We start from the raw sequence: 21333 nt of genomic DNA on the forward strand, positions 1-21333 counted from the left end.
GTCCTAAAAAAGTTTTGGGCATGCGGCGGCGCGCCGCGCTCGCAGGGCGTCAAAACATTCGGTCGGAAATTCCCGATGGAGTTTTCGCGAACCGCACTTATTGTGATCACGATTGCTGTCATATTCTGCCTTATCCCTGGCTGAATGCGATCGAATTGATATAGAGCTACACCAAACTTAGGTCATCATTCTGCCTGTCGAAAGAACGCAATGCCATGTTATTCCTGGGTTTTACGGAGTTTCATGGAATGCTGATCCTTAGGTCACCTTTGAACTCGCACAGCTTGCAATGCGAAAAGAGGCACTATAATGTGATCACGATTTGACGCAAATGGCCGCCTATCCGGGCAGCCCAGGTGCCTGCCCAAGACATTGAATCGCGCGTTGTGGTCAATTTTGAATTGGCGGGAGCCCTCAACGAAAGATGGGACAAGATGAGCAATAGGAACCCCAACCCGTCTGACCGAGAGGCGGAAGGCGTGACGACGACAGGGGACGCCAACCACACGGAGGATCATGCACCGCCCGAACTGACGATGCAGGACCGTGCTTATCGCGCACTGCGCCACGCGCTGATCGTCGGGAAACTCCCGCCCGGCAAGGGGATAAGCCTTCGGATAATGGCAAAGGACCTCGGCGTTGGCGTCATGCCGATGCGAGCCGCAATTGCTCGACTTTCGGCTGAAAACGCCGTCAGGGTTCATGACAATCGGCGCGTTTCCATTCCGGAAATGACCGCGGAGCGCTTCGATCAACTCATGCAGGCGCGCTTGCTTCTTGAGCCGACTTGCGCCATGCGCGCGCTCAACGCGATCGACGACGCCGCCCTTGCTCGCATTCGCACTTATGACGACCAGCTGAACACCAGCTATCAGAACGGCGACGCGGAACTGTACATGGCTGCCAACCATGCATTCCATTTCGAGATCTACCGCGCGGGCCGGTCGGAGATCCTCACGCATCTCTTGGAAAGCGTCTGGATGCAGTTCGGTCCGTTTATGCGCAAGGTCTTCGATATGGTGGACACAGCGCGCCTGACGGACAAGCACGAGATCGCGATCGACGCCATCGAGCGGCGCGACGTCACCAGACTGAAGCTAGCGATCGAGGCTGACATCCTCGACGGCATGGATCTGCTCGGGAAATCTATCTTCACACAGGCGGCAGATGGCCCGCCGTCCATAGGCAGGTCGCGCCGGTCTGCCGCCGCCGACGTTTAGGCTTGACCACATCAAGGGAGAACCCACATGGCATCCTCAATTTCCGTCGGAGCATCCTCGAACAACAGGTCGATGCGGGTCGCGCTCGATGAGCTCCTGACTGCCGAGAATAAAAGATATAGCGACCAACGTCCTCTCTCCTCGGCCCGAGCCTCTCGCAATTCGACTAGTGGTTTCACGGGTGGAGTGCCGCTCCACTGGATGCGGGACTGGCCACAGCCCTTCCCGATGGTCATCGATACTGCCCGGGGCAACCGGCTACGGGACATAGATGGCAACGAACTCGTCGATTTCTGCCTCGGCGACACTGGTGCAATGTTCGGCCACGCCCCGGCTCCTGTCATGCAGGCTCTGCGCCGACAGGAGGACCGTGGCCTGACCTACATGCTGCCATCAGCAGATGTCGAACGGGTCGGCGAGCTTCTCTTCGAACGCTTCGGCCTGCCTTGTTGGCAGATGGCCGTGACAGCAAGCGACGCCAACCGCTTCGCCCTGCGCGCCGCTCGTGCTGCAACCGGACGCAAGCGCATTCTCGTCTTTGACGGATGCTACCATGGAACTGTCGAGGATACGTTGGTCGACCTTGTCGATGGCAGAACTGTAGCCCGGCGCAGTCTGGTCGGACAGGTGCAGGACCCCAGCCAGACCACGGTGATGATTGCCTTCAACGACCGAGCTGCTTTGGAATCTGAACTGTCCAAGAACGACATTGCCTGTATCATCGCAGAGCCGGTCATGACGAATTGCGGCATGATCCTTCCCCAGCCCGGATTCTGGGACTTCCTGCGCCAGGCCACCCGCAAGGTCGGGACTCTGCTGCTGCTCGACGAGACCCATACGATCTCCACGGGCCCTGGGGGATACGGCCGCGCCTACCATCTAGAGCCGGATCTCCTCGTGCTTGGAAAGCCGGTGGCCGGCGGTGTTCCAGCGGCTGTTTGGGGCATGACGCAGGCAGTGAACAACCGTCTGTTCGCTGCGCGCCCCGAATCCGAGCACGGCCATTCCGGCATAGGTACAACGCTGGCGGGAAGCGCGATGCAGCTTGCCTGTGTGCGCGCCACGCTCGAAGATCTGATGACCCCCGAAAACTACGAAAAGATGCTTTCAGGTGCGAAGCGTCTGGAAGCAGGCATAGAGGACTTCATAGCAAAGCACGGTCTTGCCTGGCATACGGCGCGGGTCGGCGCACGGCTTGAGGTCGTTTTCAGCCCTTCCCCCGTCATCAATGCCGCCGAGGCGCGCGCTGCATCGGATTCGACCCTGGAACGCTTCCTGCATGTCGCGCTTCTTAATCGCGGATTCCTGCTCACGCCGTTCCACAACATGATGCTGGTCGGTCCCGATACGACCGAGGCCGACACCACTGCCTTCCTCGCCGCCTTTGGGAACGTTTTGAACCTATTGCCCTTGGAGGCAGAATGATGAGAAAGATTGCCGCTCCCGCAACGACGACCGCGCCGGAAACGCGTGCTTCGGCGGAAGAATTGCGAGACTTCCTGAAGGCTCATCCCGAGATAGAGGCTTTCGATCTTATGCTGATCGATCCCAACGGGATCGCGCGCGGCAAATCGGTCCGGCGCCACGAAGTCGAAGCAATCTGGGAGAACGGACGCAACCTGCCAGGATCCATCCTCGGACTAGACGTGACAGGCGAGGACGTCGATGAAACCGGTCTTGTCTGGTCGGACGGCGACGCCGACCGGTGTGGCTGGCCGCTCCCCTCCTCGCTTGCGCCATCCCCCTGGACCGATCCACCGAGGGGGCAGTTCCGGGTCGCCCTGCACGAGATGGATGGACGCCCCGTCTGGGCCGATCCCCGCCATGTGCTTCAGCGCCAGATCGATGCACTTGCGGCGCTCGGCTTGAGATCCATCGCCGCTTTCGAGCTGGAATTCTACTTGATTGACGCGCACAGGGAGTCGGTCAGGCCGCGGCCGGCTCGCCTTCCGCTGACCGGTACTCGCCCCTTCGGGACCAACGTGTACTGCGTAGAGGAACTCGATCGGCTGGAACCATTTAGCCGCGATCTTTACCGGGCAGCAGCCAAACAAGGCCTCCCCGTCGAGACATTGATCTCGGAATATGCACCGGGCCAGTTCGAACTGACACTGCACCATGCCGACGTCATGCAGGCAGCGGAAAACCTCGTCGCGCTGAAGCATCTTCTGCGCGGCGTGGCGCGTCGACACGGAATGCAGGCCTGCTTTATGGCGAAGCCCTTCGCCGACCGCGCTGGATCGGGCATGCACATGCATGCGAGCTTTTGCGATCGCGATGGCCGCAATCTTTTCGCCGATCGTGACGGCGAACTGTCACCGGCATTACTTGCGGCCGTTGGCGGCCTGCTCGACTCGATATCCGGCAGCATGCTGGTCATGGCGCCGCATCACAATTCCTGGCGTCGCTTCTCCGCCCAGAGTTACGCACCCACGAGTCCCAACTGGGGGATCAACAATCGCGGGGTTGCAATCCGCGTGCCCGCCGGCTCACCAGCCGGTCGACATCTGGAGCAGCGCCTGGCCGGAGTCGATGCCAATCCTTTCCTGGTTGCTGCCGTAACCCTTGCCGCAATGAAGCGCGGCCTGGAGAATGAAAGAGATCCTGGGCCGCCGGCCGAAGGCAACGGTTCCGCCGTCGGAGACGCACCTTCCCTGCCCCGCAATTGGACAGACGCAATCGATGCTGCGTACGGCTCCGATTTCCTGAAGGACGCGCTTGGAGCGACGATGCATCACGTGTTTCTGGCCGTTAAGCGCTCTGAGGCCGCCCGCTTCGCGGCTTACGTCTCCCCACTCGACTATCAACTCTACCTTGAAGCCATATAATGTCGCTGATTGCACCGGATCTCGTCGGGCCGGACATTCGGCTCTACTTCTGGGCGCACGCGGCGGAAGCTGGTCGAGATCACCTGCACTGGCTCAACGCCAATCGCCGAGGAAGGCGTAAGGCGGGTCGCCCCTTCTTTCGACCGCTTTCGTCAATGGCTGAACGCGGCCGATGCTGTTTCCAATGTTTTCCATAACCTGCGATCCGATCGTGAACGACCGGTGGTTTCGGAGTCAGCCCTTGCGCTCCTGAAGGCTGTTGCCGCCGTCGACCACCAGCAGGGCGCCGTTGACGTAGCTCGCGCCTTCCGATGCCAGGAACACCACCGCTGCGGCAACCTCGTCCGGCCGCCCGGCCCGCGCCGGTGGCGTGTGCAGGGACGCTTGCCGCTCCATTGCGCTCGACGAGCCCGTTTCGATCCAGCCGGGGGCCACGGCATTGGCCGTGATACCGCTTTTTGCCACTTCGAGCGCCAGCGTGCGCGTCAGGCCGACCATGCCGGCCTTGGCGGCGGAATAGGCTGATGTGCCTTCGAAAGATACCAGCGGTCCGGTAACCGACGCTACATTGACGATGCGCCCATAGCCCGCTTCGACCATCGCCGGCAGAAACGCGCGGGTGACCAGGAACGCGGTCTTCAGGCTGATCTCGATCCCTTGGTCCCAGTCGGCCTCGGTCATGGCGAGAAATGCCTTATCGACCGAGGGCGATGCCAGCGAGCCCATGCCGGCATTGTTGACCAGGATGTCAACGACGCCGACGTCAGCCCGCAGCCGGGCGACATCGGCGGCCTTGGTGAGATCGGCGACCACGGCCCGCGCATCAATGCCTTCGGCGCAAAGCTCGGCGGCGCGATCGAGTACGCGGGCACTGGCGCCGTTGAGGAACACGGCATGGCCTGCATGGCCGAGCTGTCGCGCAATGGCAAAGCCGACGCCGTCAGCCGCACCCGCCCCGGTGATCAGCGCACGCTTGGTGGTAGAAGAAGGCATGGTCAAATGAGACTCCGCTGGTTCGCCGTCGCGGTCTTACCACGCACTTTGGCGACCGTGCTTTGAAGATTTGCTCTGCAACGTTCCGCGCCGCTTTGCGTTCTCGAAATGCCGAAGCCGGCCGCTCAGGTGTGTCCGCTCTGCTGCCAGAAGCTTTCTCCTCAGACTTCATCCGACGAGGATGAGACCACAGGTCCAATATGCGAGGTGGCCGGGCAGTGACCCCGACCTTTGTCACTCGTCCAACGCCCGTGTGGCGTTCTAAATACCGATTGCGCAGCCGTCCTTGCGTGGGTCTGAACCGCCCTGCAGCGTCCCATTCATCCAGTCGATCATGATCGCCTGGGCGCCGCCGATCGGTCCCTGCGCCGGGACGATGCAGAACCTTCGGCGGATCAGTTCTTGCTGAACCGTGACTGGAAGGGTGTGCTCGACCTCTACGTCCATCGTGCCCGGAACAGGGAAGACCCGGGGCAGATCGATCGCTTGCTGAATATCGAGGCCAAAATCGAGAACCTTTGACAGGAAGTGAGCGTGACCCATCGCCTGATAGGCGCCACCCATTACGCCGAAAGGCATGATTGCGCGCCCATCCTTCACCAGCATGCCCGGAATGATGGTGTGTAGCGGGCGCTTGCCTGATTGGATGACGTTGGGGTGGTTGGGATCCAGCGAAAAACTTATGCCGCGATCGTGGAATATCACGCCTGAGCGCGGCGCGACAATGCCGGTGCCGAAACCATCATAGATCGAGTTGATGAAACTGACGGCGTTGCGATCCTTGTCGACAACGGAAATATAAACCGTGTCCCGATGCACAGGCATATCGAACGATGGGAGATCCGCTCGTGCGCGCCCAAGGTCGATCATGCCAGCCAGACGATCCGCCGTCGCGTCGGAAAGCAGTTGCTCGACCGGCACCGCCACCTTGGCTGGATCGGCGAGCAAAGCGTCACGCGCGGCATAAGCGAGCCGCGTCGCCTCGATCTCGATATGCAGCCGGTCGGCCGATTGCGGATCACCCTTGGCCTCGAAGCGCGACAGGATATTGAGGATCATCAGCGCGATGACGCCCTGACCGTTTGGTGGGCATTCGTAGACGTCGTGGCCGCGAAAGCTTGTCTTGATCGGCGTCACATACTCGCCCCTGGCGCCCATAAAATCATCCATTGTGTGCAAACCGCCAAGGCTGCGCAGACGCGAGACCATGTCCTCGGCAACCTCGCCCCCGTAGAAGGCGTCACGCCCGGCCGCCGCGATCTTGCGGAGTGTTGCGGCGAGCTCGGGTTGGCGGTGGGTCTCGCCCACCCTTGGCGCCCGGCCATCAGGGAGAAAGATGCGTTTTGCGGCAGGATCGGCGGAAAGCAGCCCCGCCTCCTCCTCCCAATCGGAATGCACGCGCGGCGAAATGGCGTAGCCGCTTTCGGCGAACTCGATCGCAGGCGCGAGTAGCTTGCCCAGCGGCAATTTTCCATGATCGGCGTTCAGTTGGGCCCAGGCGTCAACGGCACCGGGAACCGTTACCGCATGCGGCGACTGGCGCTCGATTTCCGTGATGCCCTGGGACGCATACCAATCGGCTGTTGCGGCCGCCGGGGCACGGCCGGATCCGTTATAGGCGATGATCTCGCTGGACCCTTCTTTCGACATCAGTACGAAACAGTCTCCGCCGATGCCGGTCGATCCCGGTTCGACCACGCACTGTACGGCGCTGGCGGTGATGGCCGCATCGAGTGCGTTGCCGCCCGCCTCCAGAATCCGAACGGCTGCAAGCGTGGCCGACGGATGGGACGTCGCAGCCATGCCATGCCGTGCGACCACGACCGAACGGTTTGGTTTCTCGAAATCCCTCATATGCGAAAAAACTCCCTAAAACGAATTCTGTGACGGCTAGCCAATCACGCTGGACTGGTCGCAAGGCCCGATGCGGGGCGCAGATGCCGTGACAGATTGTATTCGAGCCGGCCCAGCGTCCGGGTGATGATAAAATTGAGGATCAGGTAGATAGCGCCGGCGCAGACGAAAACTTCCATGGCCCGGTAGGTTTGCGAGATGATGCCCTGGGCTATGCCGGTGATTTCCATCAGCGTAACGATGGATGCAAGTGAGGTTCCCTTGACCATCAAAATGATTTCATTGCCATAGCTTGGCAAAGCCTGGCGCAGTGCGATCGGCAGGACGATGCGGCGCAGCGTCATCAGTCGCGTCATGCCAAAGGCCTGTGCCGCCTCAATCTGGCCCGTCGGCACCGACTGCATGGCGCCGCGGAGGATTTCACTGCCATAGGCCGCGGTGTTGAGGGTCAGCGCCAGGATGGCGCACCAATAAGGTTCGCGGAAAAGGCCCCACAGACCGAGTTCCTGCAATGTCGGCCGAAACTGGCCAAGGCCGTAGTAAATCAGGAATATCTGGACCAACAAGGGCGTGCCGCGAAACATCGCGACGAAACCCTTGATCGGCCAGTCAATCAAAGGCTGGCGGAGGCGCTGGGCCAGCGCCAAAGCCAAGGCGAGGATGGCGCCGAGCAGGATGGACGTGCCGGCAAGCTCAAGCGTCAGCGGCAGGCCGGCAAGCAGCTTTGGCAATATTTCAGCGAAAAAGGCGAAATCCATCACACCCTCCGAATGCCCCGAAGGGCGCGGCGTTCAGCGCGCTTGAACAGCAATCCCGTCGCTGAGGCGATGGCCAGGTAGAGCGCGGCGGCAGCCGTGTAGAAGAGAAAAGGCTCGCGGGTCGATCCGGCCCCGATCTGTGCCTGACGCATCAGTTCGACAAGCCCGATTACCGAAATCAGTGCTGAATCCTTGAGCACCAGTTGCCACACATTCCCTAGGCCCGGGATGGCGTAGCGCATAAGCTGGGGTGCGATCACCCGGCGCAACATGAGTGCAGGCGGCATGCCATAGGCGCGCGCTGCTTCGATCTGGCCGCGGTCGATGGCGATGTAGGCACCGCGAAATACCTCCGCCTGATAGGCACCCGAAATTATGCCGATTGCCGTCGTGCCGGTGGCGAAAGCGGGTAATCCGAGGAAGCCCTGGGCGCCAAACCAATGGCCGACCGCAGTCAGCGCCATGCTACCGCCGAAATACAGGAGATAGATGGTCAGGAGGTCGGGCACTCCCCTGAATACCGTGGAATAGGCATCGGCGAGCAGGCCGAGGGAGCGCGACCCGCTGACCCGGGCCGCAGCTGCCAAAGCGCCGATCACCGAGCCGACCATAAATCCGGCGACCGAAAGCAGAAGCGTTACGAGGGCAGCGCTGAGCAGCGCCAACGCCCAGCCGCCGTCGCCAAACCCTAGCAGACGAACGCTATCCAGCATTGGCTAGTTCGCGCTCCGGGAAGGGCATCTCACTTGGGCGGCGTGACGTCGGCCTTCAGCCATTTCAGCGAAAGCTTTTTGATGGTGCCGTCGGCGATGGCTTCATCGATCGCCTTGTTGAACATCGCCTTGAGCACCGTATCCTGCTTGCGCAGCCCTGCCCCGGTGCCGCGTCCGAAAACCCCGCCGAGAAAGCCGGGACCAGCGACCGTGTAGCCTGAGAATTCGGGCTTGGCCAATGTTGCCGCCAAAGCGGTCTGCTGTGCAAACAGGGCATCCACACGGCCGGCCGCGAGATCGAGGTCGTGCTGTTCCGTGGTTTTGTACTCGCGGATTTCGACGGCGCCATCGAAATACTTTTTCAGGAACTCAAGGTTCGCCGTCGCAGCCTGGACGCCGACGATCTTGCCGGCGATCAGCGGCTTGATCTTGTCGATCGCCGCCTTGGCAGGGGCCTCGTCTTCCAGTTTTATCTTCTCGGTCGAACCGGCCAACGCACCGAGCGGGCTGTCCTTTGCCACGGCGAATCCGGAAGGATCGATGGCATAGGGTTGAGTGAAGTCGATGACTTCAAGTCGTTTGTCGGTGATGAACATGCTCGCCATGATGACGTCGAACTTGCCTACCGTCAGCGCCGGGATGAGCCCGTCCCAGTCCTGCGTAATGATGGTGCATTCGACTTTCATACGCTCACAGAGATTTCGCGCGAGCTCGACCTCCATGCCATCAGGCTTTCCATCAGCGGTGGTAAAGTTCCAGGGCGCATAGGCGCCCTCCGTCGCTATGGTGATCTTCTTTGGCGTATCCTCGGCTGAAGCCGACAGCGCGGCAGCTAAGCTCAATCCGGCAGCAAGACATGCAATGGGTAATAGTTTCATGGTTCTGTTCCCCTTTTTTCCGGCCCTGCGAGGGCACTTGTAGAAATCGAGCATCTTCTAGCCCGACTGCCTCAAGGTCGGCTCGGGCTCGCGAACTCGGCCAGCAGCGGCGCCGTGTCGAGAATGTGGCTGCGCATCACCGCTTCGGCGGCTACGGCATCGCCGCCGCGTAGCGAATCGATCACGGCCAAATGCTCCTCCGCTGCGCTGAGCGGCTTTTCGACATAGTCGAACCAGATGCGCAGATAGGGTTCGATGGTCACATGCAGTGATGCTATCTGGCGTATAAGCTTAGGGCGGCCGCTGAGATTGCAGATGTAGCCGTGAAATTCCTGGTGCCTTGTTACCCAATCGGCTCCGCCGGCAGCGCCACTGCGCTCCATACGGGCCAACAAGCGCTCAAGTTCGGCAATGGTTTCGGCGTTCATCCGAGGCATTGCCAGGCGAACGGCAAGCCCTTCCAGTACCGAGCGGATCTCGAACGTCTCGTAGATCTCGTCCAGCGTCAGACCAGCGACGATACAGCCACGATTTGGGCGGATCACAACCAGCCCTTCGAGCGCCAGCCGCTGGAAGGCCTCCCGCACAGGCATCCGGCTCATACCGATCTCGGCCGCGATCTCTTCCGGGATGAGCCGGTCGCCTGCACGGTAACGCCCGAGGCGTATTGCAGATTGCAGATGTAGAAAAGCCTCCTGCTCCGCAGTGGCCGGCGTCTGGGCGTAGGGAACTGCTGAATGGCTCATCTAGGGATCTTTTTTGCCGAAGTTTCTGATCAACGCGAAATTGGATTTTTGTATCCACAAATACAATGGAGTTTTCTCGCGCAGTCAAGGCAAATCGGCAAGAGCTCTTGGAGGCCGGCGCGGTTCGAGAGAGCCGAGATCGGTGGCAGGAGCGCTTGGCGATCTCCCGGCCCCAGCTCTTGATCCTTCCCTGCCCTTGAAGCGCGTCAGCAATCCTGATTCCAGGTAAGGCGGTCATCGTGATGGATTGAGGGAATTGCTGAATGAGCCTGGTTCCGGATAACTTCGGATCGAAGCGCTGAACGTTGAGGCGGGAAGCCTTGTCGCCGAAGGACATCCCCACTTCGTGAACCCGAAACTTTATGGAGAATTTCAATGACGCGAATACTATTTGTCGGCCAGAAACCTGAAACAGTCGACTTTTCGGACCCGTCCTTGCCCCCCGGCTTCAATGCCGAAAAAATCAACGCCGGGATCGCTTTAGGCGTGGCAAAGATTGAGGAGCGGGGATGGCAGGCCGATACCTGCATGATCACGCCCGATGCCGCCGGATTTGCCGAGCTCAAGGGAGCGCTGGGCGATGCTGCGTATGATTGCGTTGTGATCGGAGGCGGCCTCAGGCTGCCGCCGAAGAGCCTGTCGCTGTTCGAAACCGTGGTGAACATCATCCACAAGGCGGCGCCGAACGCTGCTATAGCCTTCAACACGAGACCCGAGGACACCGCAGATGCCGCCGCCCGTCAACTCCCCACGGGTTGACCAGGCCTGCTGCGGATGAAGTTGGCAGATAAACCGAAGTGCTTCGATTGCTACGGCACGCTGGTCCAATGGCACCGGCCTTGCGTGATGGTGTCGGCACTGTCCTGTCAGACAAGCTGGGTCGCCGCTGAACAGACCGAGGTGGGTGAGACGGTCGACATGCCGCGAACCCTGTCGATGGAGCAGCAGCAGCGGCCTCCATATCGCGACTACAAGACTGTCCTGCGATCCAGTTTGGTCGAAGCGATGGCTAGACGGGGTTGTCGCCCTGTTCGGGCGACGGGGAGACGCCCGGGAAGGCCTGCCGAAACAGGCCTAGCCCGGTATGTGATCGGGATTGGCCGTGGGTGATGAGGATCGCACGCACCGGCTTGCCCACCGCCTTGACGGCCGCCACCGCCTGCGCAGCGTGGCCGAGATCGCGCTGAACGTGGATAACGACGAGGCCACCGCCAGGCGTCTCAATCCAATAGGTGTTGACGGGTCCGCTCCCTGGATAGGTCCAAACACGGGTCCAGGCCGGCAACACTGTTTGGGCTGACGAGCTGTCCTGCGCTATGCGGGCGCGCAAGTCGCCATGGTCGCCGCGGCCAGGAAGGCTATCCAGCTAGACCAAGAGCGCCTAAGCCGGCGAGCCGTATGTGCCGGGGCTGTTGGGCGTGGCGCGCCACTCGGGCTGACGTTCGGGGTTCGCCTCGGCGAGCGCGCTACGGACGCCCTGGACGCCATAGTCCTTGAGATAGCCCGGCGAGCCCGGTTGCTGACGCCAGGATTCCGCGATAGTGCCGGCGTCCACTGCGTCGAAGCCGATCCCGTCGATAAGCGCCATCGCCTTGGACTTGGTCCTGGCGTCATCGCCCGCCACCGCCAGAGCGACACGGTCCGCGGAGCCCGCAGGCTTGGCGCCCGGTTGGAGATGGGTCGCTTCTATCGTGTTGAAGGCTTTGATCACCGGGCGCCCAAGGTGCTGCTCAACCCATTCGCTTTCGGTGTTCGCGTCCTCAATTCCGTCCAGACGACCATCGCGCTGTTGTGGGTAATAGTTGGTCGTGTCGATGACGACGACGTCGGCGGGCGTGGACGCGAACAGTTCGCGGGGCAGACTAGGGATTTTGTTTGTAGGCACGGCGACGACCACGACGTCCTGGCCGCGGACAGCATCTTCAATCGCAGTGGCCCGCGCGCCGGTTTCCGCCGACAGGTCTGCCAAAGACCCTGGTCCGCGCGAATTGGAGATCGTGACCTCGTGCCCTGCGGCCCGGAAGAGACGGGTGAGTGCGCTGCCGATATTGCCAGCGCCAACAATGCCGATTTTCATGTCTGTGCCTTTCGAAGATGTGGGGTTGAGAATGCTGACAAGCTATATGGACCCTTGCATTCGATCGATAAATGGCGCCATGAACCCGGCTCTCCCAACCAGGAGTGTGGAATGGATCGTCTCGCCAGCATGGCAGCATTCGTGAAGGCGGCAGAAAGCGGCTCCTTTGCAACAGCGGCATCGGCGCTCGGCATCTCGCCGCAGATGGTGGCCAAGCACGTCACCTATCTGGAGGCACGCTTGGGGGCGCGCCTGCTCAACCGCACAACCCGAAAGCAAAGTCTGACGGTGATCGGCAAGTCCTATTACGATCGATGCAAGGTGGCGCTGGCCGAGGTCGATTGGGCGGATGCAATTGCTGATGAGGCCAGGGGCAAACCGCGAGGGCTCTTGCGCGTCAATGCGCCGGTTTCATTCGGAGCTCACTGCGTGACACCTGTGGTCGCACGATATTTGACCAGCCATCCCAGTGTCGATGTCGACCTGGTTCTCAACGACCGCTTTGTCGACCTTATCGACGACGGGTTTGAGGCGGTGTTCCGGATCGGTCCTCTCGGAGAATCTAACCTCGGAGCGATCGAGCTCGCACCCTCTCAGACTATCGCATGCGGGTCGCCTGCATACCTGAAAGAGCGAGGGATGCCATCGACCGTATCGGATCTGGCCAATCATGAATGCCTGCTCTTCGGCAACTGGCCCGAACCAACGTTCAGCGACTGGCTCTTTGTACGGGACGGTCTCACCTCAAAGGCGCTGGTCCACGGCCGTCTCAAGGTCAACAGCCCCGCTTCGTTGCTAGAGGCGACGCTCGCAGGTTTCGGCTTGGCGCTCATCGGGGAAGAGGCGGTGCGCACGCACCTCGCGACTGGGCGGCTCGTCCGAGTGTTGCCGAACTACGAAACGCCTCCGCGTCCCATTCATCTGCTGTTCCACCCTGATCGGCGACAAACGCCGAAGCTCAAGAGCTTCATCGAAATGGTGGTAGAACAGCTAGGATCTGGCGAAGCAGCTGGCCACGGACAACAGCCCTAGCCGGCACGGCGATGGCGCATGGGCTTCGATTGCAAGCAATGAGTGGCCTGATTGCCATTGCATCCTTCATTGCAACGCACCGGCCCGTGGGTGCGGGAATGCTTCCGCACAATAGAAAATCTCCCGAGTTTTCAGATTTCTTTTCTTGCTTGGCACCACACGGAAAACGACCGATTTCCGTACATCGCCGTAAGTGACGCCCGGATAACGATCCGAGAATGGTTTTACGTGCGGAAATCATGTGCGGAATTCTATTATGCGGATAACGCTCCACCAGCCAAATCGAACAGACCCTCATATGACCGTAAATTCCACCCCGTCGGATTTCTTACGTGGGCCTTCTGGAGTGACGCCGACAATTTTGACTCCAAGATGCGATGTCTCGTCAAATTTTTCCTAAAGCCGAATCCGATATTCGAATTTCTCCCGTAAGCGCATGTAATTCGGGCTGGGACGCGACCCAGAAAAAAGCACGAAAAGCTTCCAGGAACCCCAGGCAAACTGGACGCCGCTGCGGACGATGAGGTTCACGGATATCCCGGCGAACATCCGCATTGGAGCGGTCAATATCGTCGGCAGAAGAGCGTCCGAAAAGGGCTGTCGGCGGCTCCGCCGTGGGAACGAAAAAAGAAGAGAAGCAGAACTTTCGTGTGCGTATTTTGCACACAGATGCCCGTAACTAGCTGATTTTATTTATATATCTTCCCTATCCATCATCGGCGCTATGGCAACTTTGTGTCCTAACATACTAATTTCATTATCTTTTTTCTGTCTCAGTCCGTCCAATACCCCGTTGGAAAGACAGAACAATTTGGAAAGAAGCGCGCAGCCGAACGCAACCGGATTTACGATTTTGCCGGCGCAAACTGAAGGCTATTTAGCATATCACGCCGCTCACTGCACACGTGGTGCACACGAAAGCTTCCGTCGTCGTCACCGGCCAGATCATCGACCAGACGACCATCAGGAACTGCGCGTCCTCGCCCAACAAGGTCTTCAATGTCCAGGTCGCCCGCCCGCCTGAGGGATATAGCCGAAGCGTTAACCGGTGTGCAAAAAGCATGAGGCGGTGGTTCGTTCGTGCAGTCCAAGCCTTGGCGGCTCTACCAGCTAGCTAGGCAGCAACGCCGCCCAAATAGGCGCTGATGACCGCTTCATTGCTCGCTAGATCGCTGCCAAGGCCCTCAAGAACGATGCGCCCGGCTTTGAGCACGTAGCCGTAGTCGGCGAATTTCAAGGCGACTTTGCTGTTCTGCTCCACAAGCAGGATGGTCACGCCTTCGCGATTAAGGCGCTGGACGATGTTCATGACTTCCTTGATCAATTGCGGCGCCAAGCCCATTGACGGCTCATCGAGCAAAAGCACCTTGGGTGCGGCCATCAGGGCTCTGCCGATCGCCAGCATCTGCTGTTCTCCTCCGGACAGGTTCCTTGCGTCGCCATTCTGCCGGCGCGCCAGGATGGGGAAGAGCTCAAAAACATGATCAAGCCGCCGGCGCCGCTCGACATCGTCGGCAAGCGTAAACGAACCAAGGTCAAGGTTCTCCTTGATCGTCATGTCGCCGAAAATACGCCTCCCCTCCGGGACGTGGACGAGCCCGCGATGCGGCAGACGGTGGGCAGGGACCTTGGTTATGTCCTCGCCCAGGAAGCGGACACTTCCAGACGACGCTGCAATGAGGCCGGACAAGGTGCGCAGCGTGGTGCTTTTGCCGGCACCGTTCGCGCCAAGCAGCGCCACGATCTGACCGCGTTTGACCGAAAGGCTGACGCCGTGAAGCGCTTCGATGCCGCCATAGCGCGTGACGATTCGATCGGCGGAAAGAACAATGTCGGGCTCCATCAATCCTCCGCACCGAGATAGGCTTCGATGACCCTGGGGTCCGCGCGTACGGCCTCTGGCGTTCCATCGGCGATCTTCTGACCGTAGTCGAACACCACGATCTTTTCCGACACCTGCATGACCAGGCCCATATCATGCTCGATTAGCAGGACAGTTACACCGGTCTCGTCGCGAACGCGGCGGATGAGGTGCACTAGATCCAGCTTCTCACGCTCGTTCAGGCCGGCAGCGGGCTCGTCCAGCAGGATGAGCTCAGGCGTCGACGCCAAGGCTCTTGCAAGTTCGAGTCGTCGTTGATCACCGTAGGAAAGCCCCCCGGCAAGACGATGCGCATGCTGCTGGATGCCTACGAAATCGAGCCAGCGCATCCCGGTCGTGCGGATCTTCTCCTCCTCGCGCCGCTGTGACGGCAAGTGCAAGATCGCCGACACAATGCCGTGGCGGCTGCGGCAATGCTGGCCCGACATGGCGTTTTCCAGAACGGTCATTTCCTTGAACAGCCGGATGTTCTGGAATGTGCGGGCAAGGCCGAGCGCGGTGATGCGATGCGGCGGCAAGCCGGTAATCGGCCGGCCGCCCAGTCTGGGCTGTGGGTGATCGACCGATATTCCGTCACTTGAGAAGGGTTTGAGCCGGCCAACCTTCGATGCGCGTCATTCCAGAGCGCAGCACAAACAAAACCCCGCGCCGCCACGGCGCGAGACCTTGCAAGACCGCCAAGAGAACAGGCGCTTACCGCCTCAGCGCATACACCTTGGCTTCGCCTTCGCCGCCTAGGGGCAATGCCATGTCGTCATCGAGAAGGCGCGTGATGCGGGCAAAGCCTGTGAACGCTTTTCTTGCTTCCTCGGCCGACATCTGGCCCGACAAGGCGGCCGAGCAGCAATTCAGCGCGCACTGATAGACCGGACCGCGCCGTCCCGTCGGCCATTTCCGCAAGAACACCATGGCCTCGGCAACACTATCGATTTCTTCAGCAGGATGTCCCTGCCCGCGCGAAATCCGCACGGGCGAAAAGAAATGCAGATAATCCATCGTTTCCTCCCGGTCGACCACCGCACGGTCGAACCCAATGAAACGCGCCATCCGCAGGTTGGTTCCGTGCAAAGAAGCGGAATTTTGAATAGTCGCGATACGCGGAAATTCGAATCACTCGACCGACGAATGCAAACCGGCCCACCATCGCGTCCGATCGATAGTCGCGGTTCTCATTGAATATCTTAAGGCCAAAGCCGGCAAATGGATTGCTTGTCGGTTCCCCTGCGGGCGGCGCAATGCCGCCCCGGACCCTACCCGCCGACCATCTCGGCCAGTCTGCGCACCGTGTTCCAGTTGCGCGACGTGCCGATGCCCAAACGCTTGTGGCTGGTTGCCGCAAGTAGCCGCGAACTAGGCCTCTCACGCGAAAAGACAACCCAGATGTCGCCGCCGACCGACAGCACCTTCTCATGCGCTGCGGCATAGGCTTGGAGCGCCGCTACAGCATCCACGGGCGCGGGCTTGCGCATCACGCGCACTGCCACCTGGTCGCCGGCTTCGGCGGACTCGCCCGGGAACGGATTGCCAGCGGCAAGCGACAGCCAATCCTCGGCACCGCGCACGATGATGTCGACATGCTTGCCGAAGGCTTTTTCGAACGCCGCCTCCAGCCGCCTTTCAAGCGCGGCGATGGAGGTCTCTTCTGTCTCGAAGACCAGATTGCCGGTTGCCACCAGCGTACGAACTTTCTTCAAGCCGAGACCTTCTGCCATCGCCTTGAGGTCGGCCATGACGACCCGCCGTCCCTCGCCCAGGATGATGCTGTAGAGGAGCGCGACATAGGTCTGCATCGCCCGGCCAGCCAGTGGCCGTTACACCAGCCGGCTCTGTTCCACCGCCGCCTCGATGAAGCTGGCAAACAGCGGATGCGGGTCCAGCGGCCGGCTTTTCAGTTCCGGATGATACTGCACGCCGATGAACCAGGGATGGTCGGGGTACTCGACCGTTTCCGGCAGCACGCCATCCGGTGACATGCCGGCAAACACCAAGCCGCAATCCTCGAGCCGCTCCTTGTAATCGACATTGACCTCGTAGCGGTGGCGATGGCGCTCGGAAATCTGCGTATCGCCATAAATCTCGGCGATCTTGGAACCCTTGGCGAGATCGGCCTGATAGGCGCCGAGCCGCATCGTGCCGCCGAGATCGCCGGTTTCCCGGCGCTTCTCCAGCATGTTGCCTTTCAGCCATTCGGTCATCAGCCCGACGACCGGTTCATCGGTTGGGCCGAATTCGGTCGATGAGGCGTGCTCGACGCCGGCCAGCGACCGTGCCGCCTCGATGCAGGCCATCTGCATGCCGAAGCAGATGCCGAAATACGGCACCTTTCGCTCACGCGCGAACTTCGCCGCCAGGATCTTGCCTTCGGAGCCGCGCTCGCCAAAGCCGCCGGGAACCAGAATGCCATGCACCTTTTCCAGCCAGGGCGTCGGATCTTCCTTTTCGAAGATCTCCGATTCGATCCAGTCGAGTTTGACCTTGACGTGGTTGGCCAGGCCGCCATGCGAAAGCGCCTCGATCAACGATTTGTAGGCATCCTTGAGGCCGGTATATTTGCCGACCACGGCGATGGTCACCTCGCCTTCCGGATTGTGGATGCGGTTGGACACCGCCTGCCAGGGCTCCATGCGCGGCTTCGGCGCCGGATCGATGCCAAAAGCGGCCAGCACTTCCGAATCAAGCCCTTCCTTGTGGTAGGCCATCGGCACGTCATAGATATGCGGCACGTCGAGCGCCTGGATCACGGCACTTTCGCGCACGTTGCAGAACAGCGACAGTTTTCTGCGCTCTTCCTTGGGAATGGCGCGGTCGGCGCGAACCAGCAGGATGTCCGGCGCGATGCCGATGCCGCGTAGTTCCTTGACCGAATGCTGGGTCGGCTTGGTCTTCAGCTCGCCCGCCGTCGGGATGTAGGGCATCAGCGTCAGATGCACGTAGACAGCGTTGTTGCGCGGCAGGTCATTGCCAAGCTGGCGGATCGCCTCGAGGAACGGCATAGCCTCGATATCGCCGACCGTGCCGCCGATTTCGCACAACACGAAATCATAGTCGTCATTGCCGTTGAGGACGAAATTCTTGATCTCGTCGGTAACGTGCGGGATGACCTGCACGGTGGCGCCAAGATAGTCGCCGCGTCGCTCGCGCTCGATGATGTTCTTGTAGATGCGGCCGGTGGTGATGTTGTCCTGCTGGTTGGCCGAGCGGCCTGTAAAGCGCTCATAGTGGCCAAGATCGAGATCGGTCTCCGCACCGTCGTCGGTGACGAAAACCTCGCCATGCTGGTACGGCGACATCGTGCCCGGATCGACATTGAGGTAGGGATCGAGTTTTTTGATGCGTGCGCGATAGCCTCGCGCCTGCAAGAGAGCCCCAAGGGCCGCTGCAGCTATGCCTTTTCCAAGTGAGGAAACCACGCCGCCTGTGATGAATACATATCGCGCCATGGGAGTCATCGCTTAACGCGGCCGGATTGATTCCGCCAGAGAAAAAACCACCGCGAAGGTTTTTTCCCAAGAAGGCGCGATACCCCTGGGGGCAAGTCAAAACAAAAGGGCCGGCAAGGCCGGCCCTTTCGGCATGATGGATGCAGGCGTCAGATGATAACGACCTTGGTGCCTACCCTGACGCGGCTGTAAAGGTCCATGACGTGCTCGTTGATCATCCGGAAGCAGCCGTTGGAGGCGCTGGTTCCGATCGATTGCGGCGCGATGGTGCCGTGGATGCGCAGATGCGTGTCCTTCTTGCCGTCATAGAGATAGATGGCGCGGGCGCCGAGCGGGTTCTGACCGCCGCCAGGCATGCCGTCCTTGTATTGGCCATAGTGCTTCGGCTCGCGCTTCTGCATGTCCAGCGTCGGGATCCAACGCGGCCATTCCTGCTTGTCGCCGACCGCAACCGTGCCCTTGAACTGCAGGCCCTCGCGGCCGACCGCAATGGCGTAACGGCGAGCGGTTGAGGACGATTCGACGAGATAGAGGCGGCGGGCGCTGGTGTCGATGACGATGGTGCCGGCATCGTAGCCGGTGAATTCCACGTCCTGAGGCACGAACTCCGGCTTCACCTTGAACTGCTTCTTGGCTTCCTTCTTGGCGAGAGCCTGGTCAAGAGCCCGCGTCTCGGGGAGATATGAAATCGAAGAAGAAGAGATGGTGCCGCCGAAGAGGCCGGCGAACAGACCGCCGCTCGGCTGCTTCTGGCCAATGACCTCGCTGCGCAGCTCACCGTTGTTGCCGGTCAAAGCGACATTCATCGCTTCGGCCGGGACCGGCTCAGCCGACTGGATCGGCTCGATCGGTACAATCGGCTCGATGATCTTGACAGTCTTGGCAGGCTTGGCGTCGGCCACTTCGGCCGCCGGCGCGCTCTTGCCCCTCTTGGCGAGGAACGCCTGCCGTTCCGCATCGGCCTTGGCCTTCGCCGCTTCGCGCATCGCCAGCTTCCTGGCTTCGAGCGCCTTGGCCTTGGCGGCTTCCTTGTCGGCAACGATCTTGGCCTCGATCTTCTTGATCTGGGCGAGATCGTCCGGTGTCGGGGTTTTCTTCTTCTTGAGAAGCTTCAATTGCGCCGCATCACTCTTGACGGCGACGTTGATGGCACTGGTTGTGTCAGCCGATTGATGTGCGGCCATATTTGCCGGCATGCCGGCGAAAGCCGGGGAACTCATGCCGAGTACGGCGCAGAGTCCCATGAAAATGAAGCTGCGAAGCTGCATGGCGAAGATCCGATCGTTCTATGCTTGTTGCCCACGGCGGCGCCCAGCGCCCCCCAAGGGCGCCGGAAATGCCGCGCGCAATCTATAGTCGAACAAGCGCAGACGCCTCAAGCGTAACGCCACATTGCAAGCACTCGAATCTGCGTGATCGTGCTGCATTTGCCGCGACTGTGTTCAAACGACAACAGATCGCGGCTTCAGGCGCTGGAGACTATTGGTTCGGGACCTGCGGGGTCGCCGGTGCAGTGGGGGTGGTGCCGTTGGTGGCCGGCTGAGTCGAACCGGCGGCAGGCGCCGTGACCGGGGGCTTTGCCGCGGCGTCGTTGCCGGACGGCGGTGTCGGCGCGGTGCTGCCGGCGGGCGCCGGGGTGGTCGTCCCGGGCAATTGGTTGAGCACGCCCTTGCCGGCACCGTCAGATGTCGCGGGCACGCGGTCAAGGATGTCGATCGGCTTCTCGCCGTAGCGGGCGACGATCGACAGTGTCAGCGACGTGGCAAAGAAGGCCGCCGCCAGGATCGCCGTCGCACGCGTCAGCGCATTGGCAGCACCGCGCGCGGTCATGAAGCCGGATCCGCCGCCGATGCCAAGGCCGCCGCCTTCGGAACGCTGCAGCAGCACCACGCCGACAAGGGCGAGCACGACCATGAGATGGATGACGATCAGTACGGTTTCCATAGTTTATCCTGGCAAGGCCTTGCCCGGCCGCGGACACGACCGGTGAATTGGAGGCGGCTCAATACAATGCTTTGATGGCATTTCCAAGCCCGCGGCCGGAATATGGGAAGCAACGCGTCCTTTGCAACAATTTCCGGCGCCGTCCACCCCGCCCGTTGCGGCCGATATCTCCTACGAGATGTTGCGATAGGCCTCGGCGATGGCAAGGAAGTCCGCCGCTTTCAGGCTGGCGCCGCCGACCAGTGCACCGTCGACATTCCCGACGCCGAGCAGTTCGACGGCGTTGGAGGGCTTGACCGAGCCGCCATAGAGAATGCGCATCTTCGCCGCCACGCTGCCGAGCTTTTCCGACAGCTTTTCGCGGATATGCGCGTGTGCTTCGGCCACATCGGCCGCGGTCGGCGTCAGGCCGGTACCGATCGCCCACACCGGTTCATAGGCAATGATGGTGTTGGACGGGGTGGCGCTTGGCGGCACCGAGCCGGCGACCTGCCGCGACAGCACGTCGAGCGTGGCGCCCGCTTCACGCTTCTGCTGCGTCTCGCCAATGCAAATGATGGCCACAAGCCCGGCGCGCCAGGCGGCCGAGGCCTTGGCCTGGACCGTCGTGTCATCCTCGCCCGCTTGCTCGCGGCACTCGGAATGGCCGACGATGACATGGCTCGCGCCGGCATCCTTCAGCATTTCCGCCGAGATGCACCCGGTGTAGGCGCCGCTTTCCTTGGTGTGGCAATCCTCGCCGCCGGCATGGACCGGCGTGCGCGACAGAATCTCGGCGGCGTGAGCCAGCAGGGTTGCCGGAACGCAAACCAGCGCTTCGGTCTCGGCATCAAGCCCACTCATGAAACCGTTGCCAATCATCCTGAGCTCGTTGAGCGAGGCGCTGGTGCCGTTCATTTTCCAGTTGCCGGCAACGAGCGGTCGAATTCCTGGCGTCATGGGTTTGCTTCTCCGGGCGATATTCGGCT

20 protein-coding genes are annotated in these 21333 nt (G+C 60.9%); 5 read left to right on the forward strand and 15 right to left on the reverse strand.

What is annotated here, in order from left to right; translation table 11 throughout:
* Positions 1-356 precede the first annotated feature (356 nt).
* From ACFFNA_RS06845 to ACFFNA_RS06855, 3 genes are all read left to right on the forward strand, one after another.
* Positions 357-1220 carry a GntR family transcriptional regulator gene (locus tag ACFFNA_RS06845; RefSeq protein WP_378916843.1) on the forward strand — a complete coding sequence of 288 codons (864 nt, stop codon included), beginning with the start codon at positions 357-359 and terminating at the stop codon, positions 1218-1220.
* Between the two features lie 72 nt (positions 1221-1292).
* Positions 1293-2645, forward strand: coding sequence for a transaminase (locus ACFFNA_RS06850; RefSeq protein ID WP_378917333.1), 1353 nt, complete (start codon positions 1293-1295; stop codon positions 2643-2645).
* Complete coding sequence (locus ACFFNA_RS06855; RefSeq protein ID WP_378916845.1) at positions 2645-4048, forward strand: glutamine synthetase family protein; 1404 nt, start codon at positions 2645-2647, stop codon at positions 4046-4048. The genes ACFFNA_RS06850 and ACFFNA_RS06855 overlap by 1 nt, the downstream gene beginning before the upstream one ends.
* A gap of 234 nt (positions 4049-4282) precedes the next feature.
* Here ACFFNA_RS06855 and ACFFNA_RS06860 read toward each other — a convergent pair whose 3' ends face one another.
* The 6 genes from ACFFNA_RS06860 to ACFFNA_RS06885 all read right to left on the reverse strand — a co-directional run bounded on the left by ACFFNA_RS06860 (position 4283) and on the right by ACFFNA_RS06885 (position 9990).
* A complete protein-coding gene (locus tag ACFFNA_RS06860; protein WP_378916847.1) occupies positions 4283-5041 on the reverse strand; it encodes an SDR family NAD(P)-dependent oxidoreductase in 759 nt (252 codons plus the stop codon).
* Between the two features lie 261 nt (positions 5042-5302).
* Positions 5303-6895, reverse strand: coding sequence for a gamma-glutamyltransferase (gene ggt / locus ACFFNA_RS06865; RefSeq protein WP_378916849.1), 1593 nt, complete (start codon positions 6893-6895; stop codon positions 5303-5305).
* A gap of 44 nt (positions 6896-6939) precedes the next feature.
* Positions 6940-7653: an ABC transporter permease gene (locus tag ACFFNA_RS06870; protein ID WP_378916852.1), complete on the reverse strand. Its 714-nt coding sequence runs from the start codon at positions 7651-7653 to the stop codon at positions 6940-6942.
* Positions 7653-8366 carry an ABC transporter permease gene (locus ACFFNA_RS06875; RefSeq protein ID WP_378916855.1) on the reverse strand — a complete coding sequence of 238 codons (714 nt, stop codon included), beginning with the start codon at positions 8364-8366 and terminating at the stop codon, positions 7653-7655. The genes ACFFNA_RS06870 and ACFFNA_RS06875 overlap by 1 nt, the downstream gene beginning before the upstream one ends.
* A 29-nt stretch (positions 8367-8395) precedes the next feature.
* Positions 8396-9244 carry a transporter substrate-binding domain-containing protein gene (locus tag ACFFNA_RS06880; protein WP_378916858.1) on the reverse strand — a complete coding sequence of 283 codons (849 nt, stop codon included), beginning with the start codon at positions 9242-9244 and terminating at the stop codon, positions 8396-8398.
* Positions 9245-9315: 71 nt separating this feature from the next.
* Positions 9316-9990, reverse strand: coding sequence for a GntR family transcriptional regulator (locus ACFFNA_RS06885; protein ID WP_378916860.1), 675 nt, complete (start codon positions 9988-9990; stop codon positions 9316-9318).
* A gap of 435 nt (positions 9991-10425) precedes the next feature.
* Here ACFFNA_RS06885 and ACFFNA_RS06890 point away from each other — a divergent pair, with 435 nt between their 5' ends.
* Positions 10426-10749 carry a hypothetical protein gene (locus ACFFNA_RS06890; RefSeq protein ID WP_378916863.1) on the forward strand — a complete coding sequence of 108 codons (324 nt, stop codon included), beginning with the start codon at positions 10426-10428 and terminating at the stop codon, positions 10747-10749.
* Between the two features lie 622 nt (positions 10750-11371).
* Here the strand turns inward: ACFFNA_RS06890 and ACFFNA_RS06895 are convergent.
* Entirely contained in the window at positions 11372-12067 is a 696-nt protein-coding gene (locus ACFFNA_RS06895) for an NADPH-dependent F420 reductase (RefSeq protein WP_378916866.1), read from the reverse strand.
* A gap of 111 nt (positions 12068-12178) precedes the next feature.
* On the opposite strand from ACFFNA_RS06895, the gene ACFFNA_RS06900 reads away from it, so the two are divergent.
* A complete protein-coding gene (locus tag ACFFNA_RS06900) occupies positions 12179-13099 on the forward strand; it encodes a LysR substrate-binding domain-containing protein (RefSeq protein ID WP_378916869.1) in 921 nt (306 codons plus the stop codon).
* Between the two features lie 1114 nt (positions 13100-14213).
* Here the strand turns inward: ACFFNA_RS06900 and ACFFNA_RS06905 are convergent.
* From ACFFNA_RS06905 to tpiA, 8 genes are all read right to left on the reverse strand, one after another.
* Entirely contained in the window at positions 14214-14942 is a 729-nt protein-coding gene (locus ACFFNA_RS06905) for an ABC transporter ATP-binding protein (protein ID WP_378916872.1), read from the reverse strand.
* The gene (locus ACFFNA_RS06910; protein ID WP_378916874.1) at positions 14942-15499 is read right to left on the reverse strand and encodes an ABC transporter ATP-binding protein; all 558 of its coding nucleotides are present in this window, start codon (positions 15497-15499) and stop codon (positions 14942-14944) included. The genes ACFFNA_RS06905 and ACFFNA_RS06910 overlap by 1 nt, the downstream gene beginning before the upstream one ends.
* Positions 15500-15674: 175 nt before the next feature.
* Positions 15675-15977 (reverse strand): DUF982 domain-containing protein, encoded by a 303-nt coding sequence (locus ACFFNA_RS06915; RefSeq protein ID WP_378917335.1) that lies wholly within the window; start codon positions 15975-15977, stop codon positions 15675-15677.
* Positions 15978-16231: 254 nt separating this feature from the next.
* Positions 16232-16771, reverse strand: a complete 540-nt coding sequence (locus ACFFNA_RS06920) for a DUF1697 domain-containing protein (protein ID WP_378916877.1) — start codon at positions 16769-16771, stop codon at positions 16232-16234.
* Between the two features lie 21 nt (positions 16772-16792).
* Entirely contained in the window at positions 16793-18430 is a 1638-nt protein-coding gene (gene pyrG / locus ACFFNA_RS06925; protein ID WP_111546553.1) for a CTP synthase, read from the reverse strand.
* Between the two features lie 140 nt (positions 18431-18570).
* Positions 18571-19689 carry a L,D-transpeptidase gene (locus ACFFNA_RS06930; protein ID WP_378916880.1) on the reverse strand — a complete coding sequence of 373 codons (1119 nt, stop codon included), beginning with the start codon at positions 19687-19689 and terminating at the stop codon, positions 18571-18573.
* 211 nt (positions 19690-19900) lie between these two features.
* Complete coding sequence (secG, locus tag ACFFNA_RS06935; protein ID WP_378916883.1) at positions 19901-20365, reverse strand: preprotein translocase subunit SecG; 465 nt, start codon at positions 20363-20365, stop codon at positions 19901-19903.
* Positions 20366-20536: 171 nt separating this feature from the next.
* Positions 20537-21304 (reverse strand): triose-phosphate isomerase, encoded by a 768-nt coding sequence (gene tpiA, locus ACFFNA_RS06940; RefSeq protein ID WP_378916885.1) that lies wholly within the window; start codon positions 21302-21304, stop codon positions 20537-20539.
* Between the last annotated feature and the right edge of the window lie 29 nt (positions 21305-21333).

Origin of the sequence: Mesorhizobium kowhaii, assembly GCF_042431665.1 — a bacterium.
Lineage (GTDB): Bacteria > Pseudomonadota > Alphaproteobacteria > Rhizobiales > Rhizobiaceae > Mesorhizobium > Mesorhizobium kowhaii.

Excerpts from the sequence above, each read along its gene's own strand:
- ACFFNA_RS06850 (WP_378917333.1), top strand. The coding sequence starts at position 1,293 with ATGCGGGTCGCGCTCGATGAGCTCCTGACTGCCGAGAATAAAAGATAT.
- ACFFNA_RS06855 (WP_378916845.1), top strand. The coding sequence starts at position 2,645 with ATGAGAAAGATTGCCGCTCCCGCAACGACGACCGCGCCGGAAACGCGT.
- ACFFNA_RS06860 (WP_378916847.1), bottom strand. The coding sequence starts at position 5,041 with ATGCCTTCTTCTACCACCAAGCGTGCGCTGATCACCGGGGCGGGTGCG.
- ggt (WP_378916849.1), bottom strand. The coding sequence starts at position 6,895 with ATGAGGGATTTCGAGAAACCAAACCGTTCGGTCGTGGTCGCACGGCAT.
- ACFFNA_RS06870 (WP_378916852.1), bottom strand. The coding sequence starts at position 7,653 with ATGGATTTCGCCTTTTTCGCTGAAATATTGCCAAAGCTGCTTGCCGGC.
- ACFFNA_RS06875 (WP_378916855.1), bottom strand. The coding sequence starts at position 8,366 with ATGCTGGATAGCGTTCGTCTGCTAGGGTTTGGCGACGGCGGCTGGGCG.
- ACFFNA_RS06880 (WP_378916858.1), bottom strand. The coding sequence starts at position 9,244 with ATGAAACTATTACCCATTGCATGTCTTGCTGCCGGATTGAGCTTAGCT.
- ACFFNA_RS06885 (WP_378916860.1), bottom strand. The coding sequence starts at position 9,990 with ATGAGCCATTCAGCAGTTCCCTACGCCCAGACGCCGGCCACTGCGGAG.
- ACFFNA_RS06895 (WP_378916866.1), bottom strand. The coding sequence starts at position 12,067 with ATGAAAATCGGCATTGTTGGCGCTGGCAATATCGGCAGCGCACTCACC.
- ACFFNA_RS06900 (WP_378916869.1), top strand. The coding sequence starts at position 12,179 with ATGGATCGTCTCGCCAGCATGGCAGCATTCGTGAAGGCGGCAGAAAGC.
- ACFFNA_RS06905 (WP_378916872.1), bottom strand. The coding sequence starts at position 14,942 with ATGGAGCCCGACATTGTTCTTTCCGCCGATCGAATCGTCACGCGCTAT.
- ACFFNA_RS06915 (WP_378917335.1), bottom strand. The coding sequence starts at position 15,977 with ATGGATTATCTGCATTTCTTTTCGCCCGTGCGGATTTCGCGCGGGCAG.
- ACFFNA_RS06920 (WP_378916877.1), bottom strand. The coding sequence starts at position 16,771 with ATGCAGACCTATGTCGCGCTCCTCTACAGCATCATCCTGGGCGAGGGA.
- pyrG (WP_111546553.1), bottom strand. The coding sequence starts at position 18,430 with ATGACTCCCATGGCGCGATATGTATTCATCACAGGCGGCGTGGTTTCC.
- ACFFNA_RS06930 (WP_378916880.1), bottom strand. The coding sequence starts at position 19,689 with ATGCAGCTTCGCAGCTTCATTTTCATGGGACTCTGCGCCGTACTCGGC.
- secG (WP_378916883.1), bottom strand. The coding sequence starts at position 20,365 with ATGGAAACCGTACTGATCGTCATCCATCTCATGGTCGTGCTCGCCCTT.
- tpiA (WP_378916885.1), bottom strand. The coding sequence starts at position 21,304 with ATGACGCCAGGAATTCGACCGCTCGTTGCCGGCAACTGGAAAATGAAC.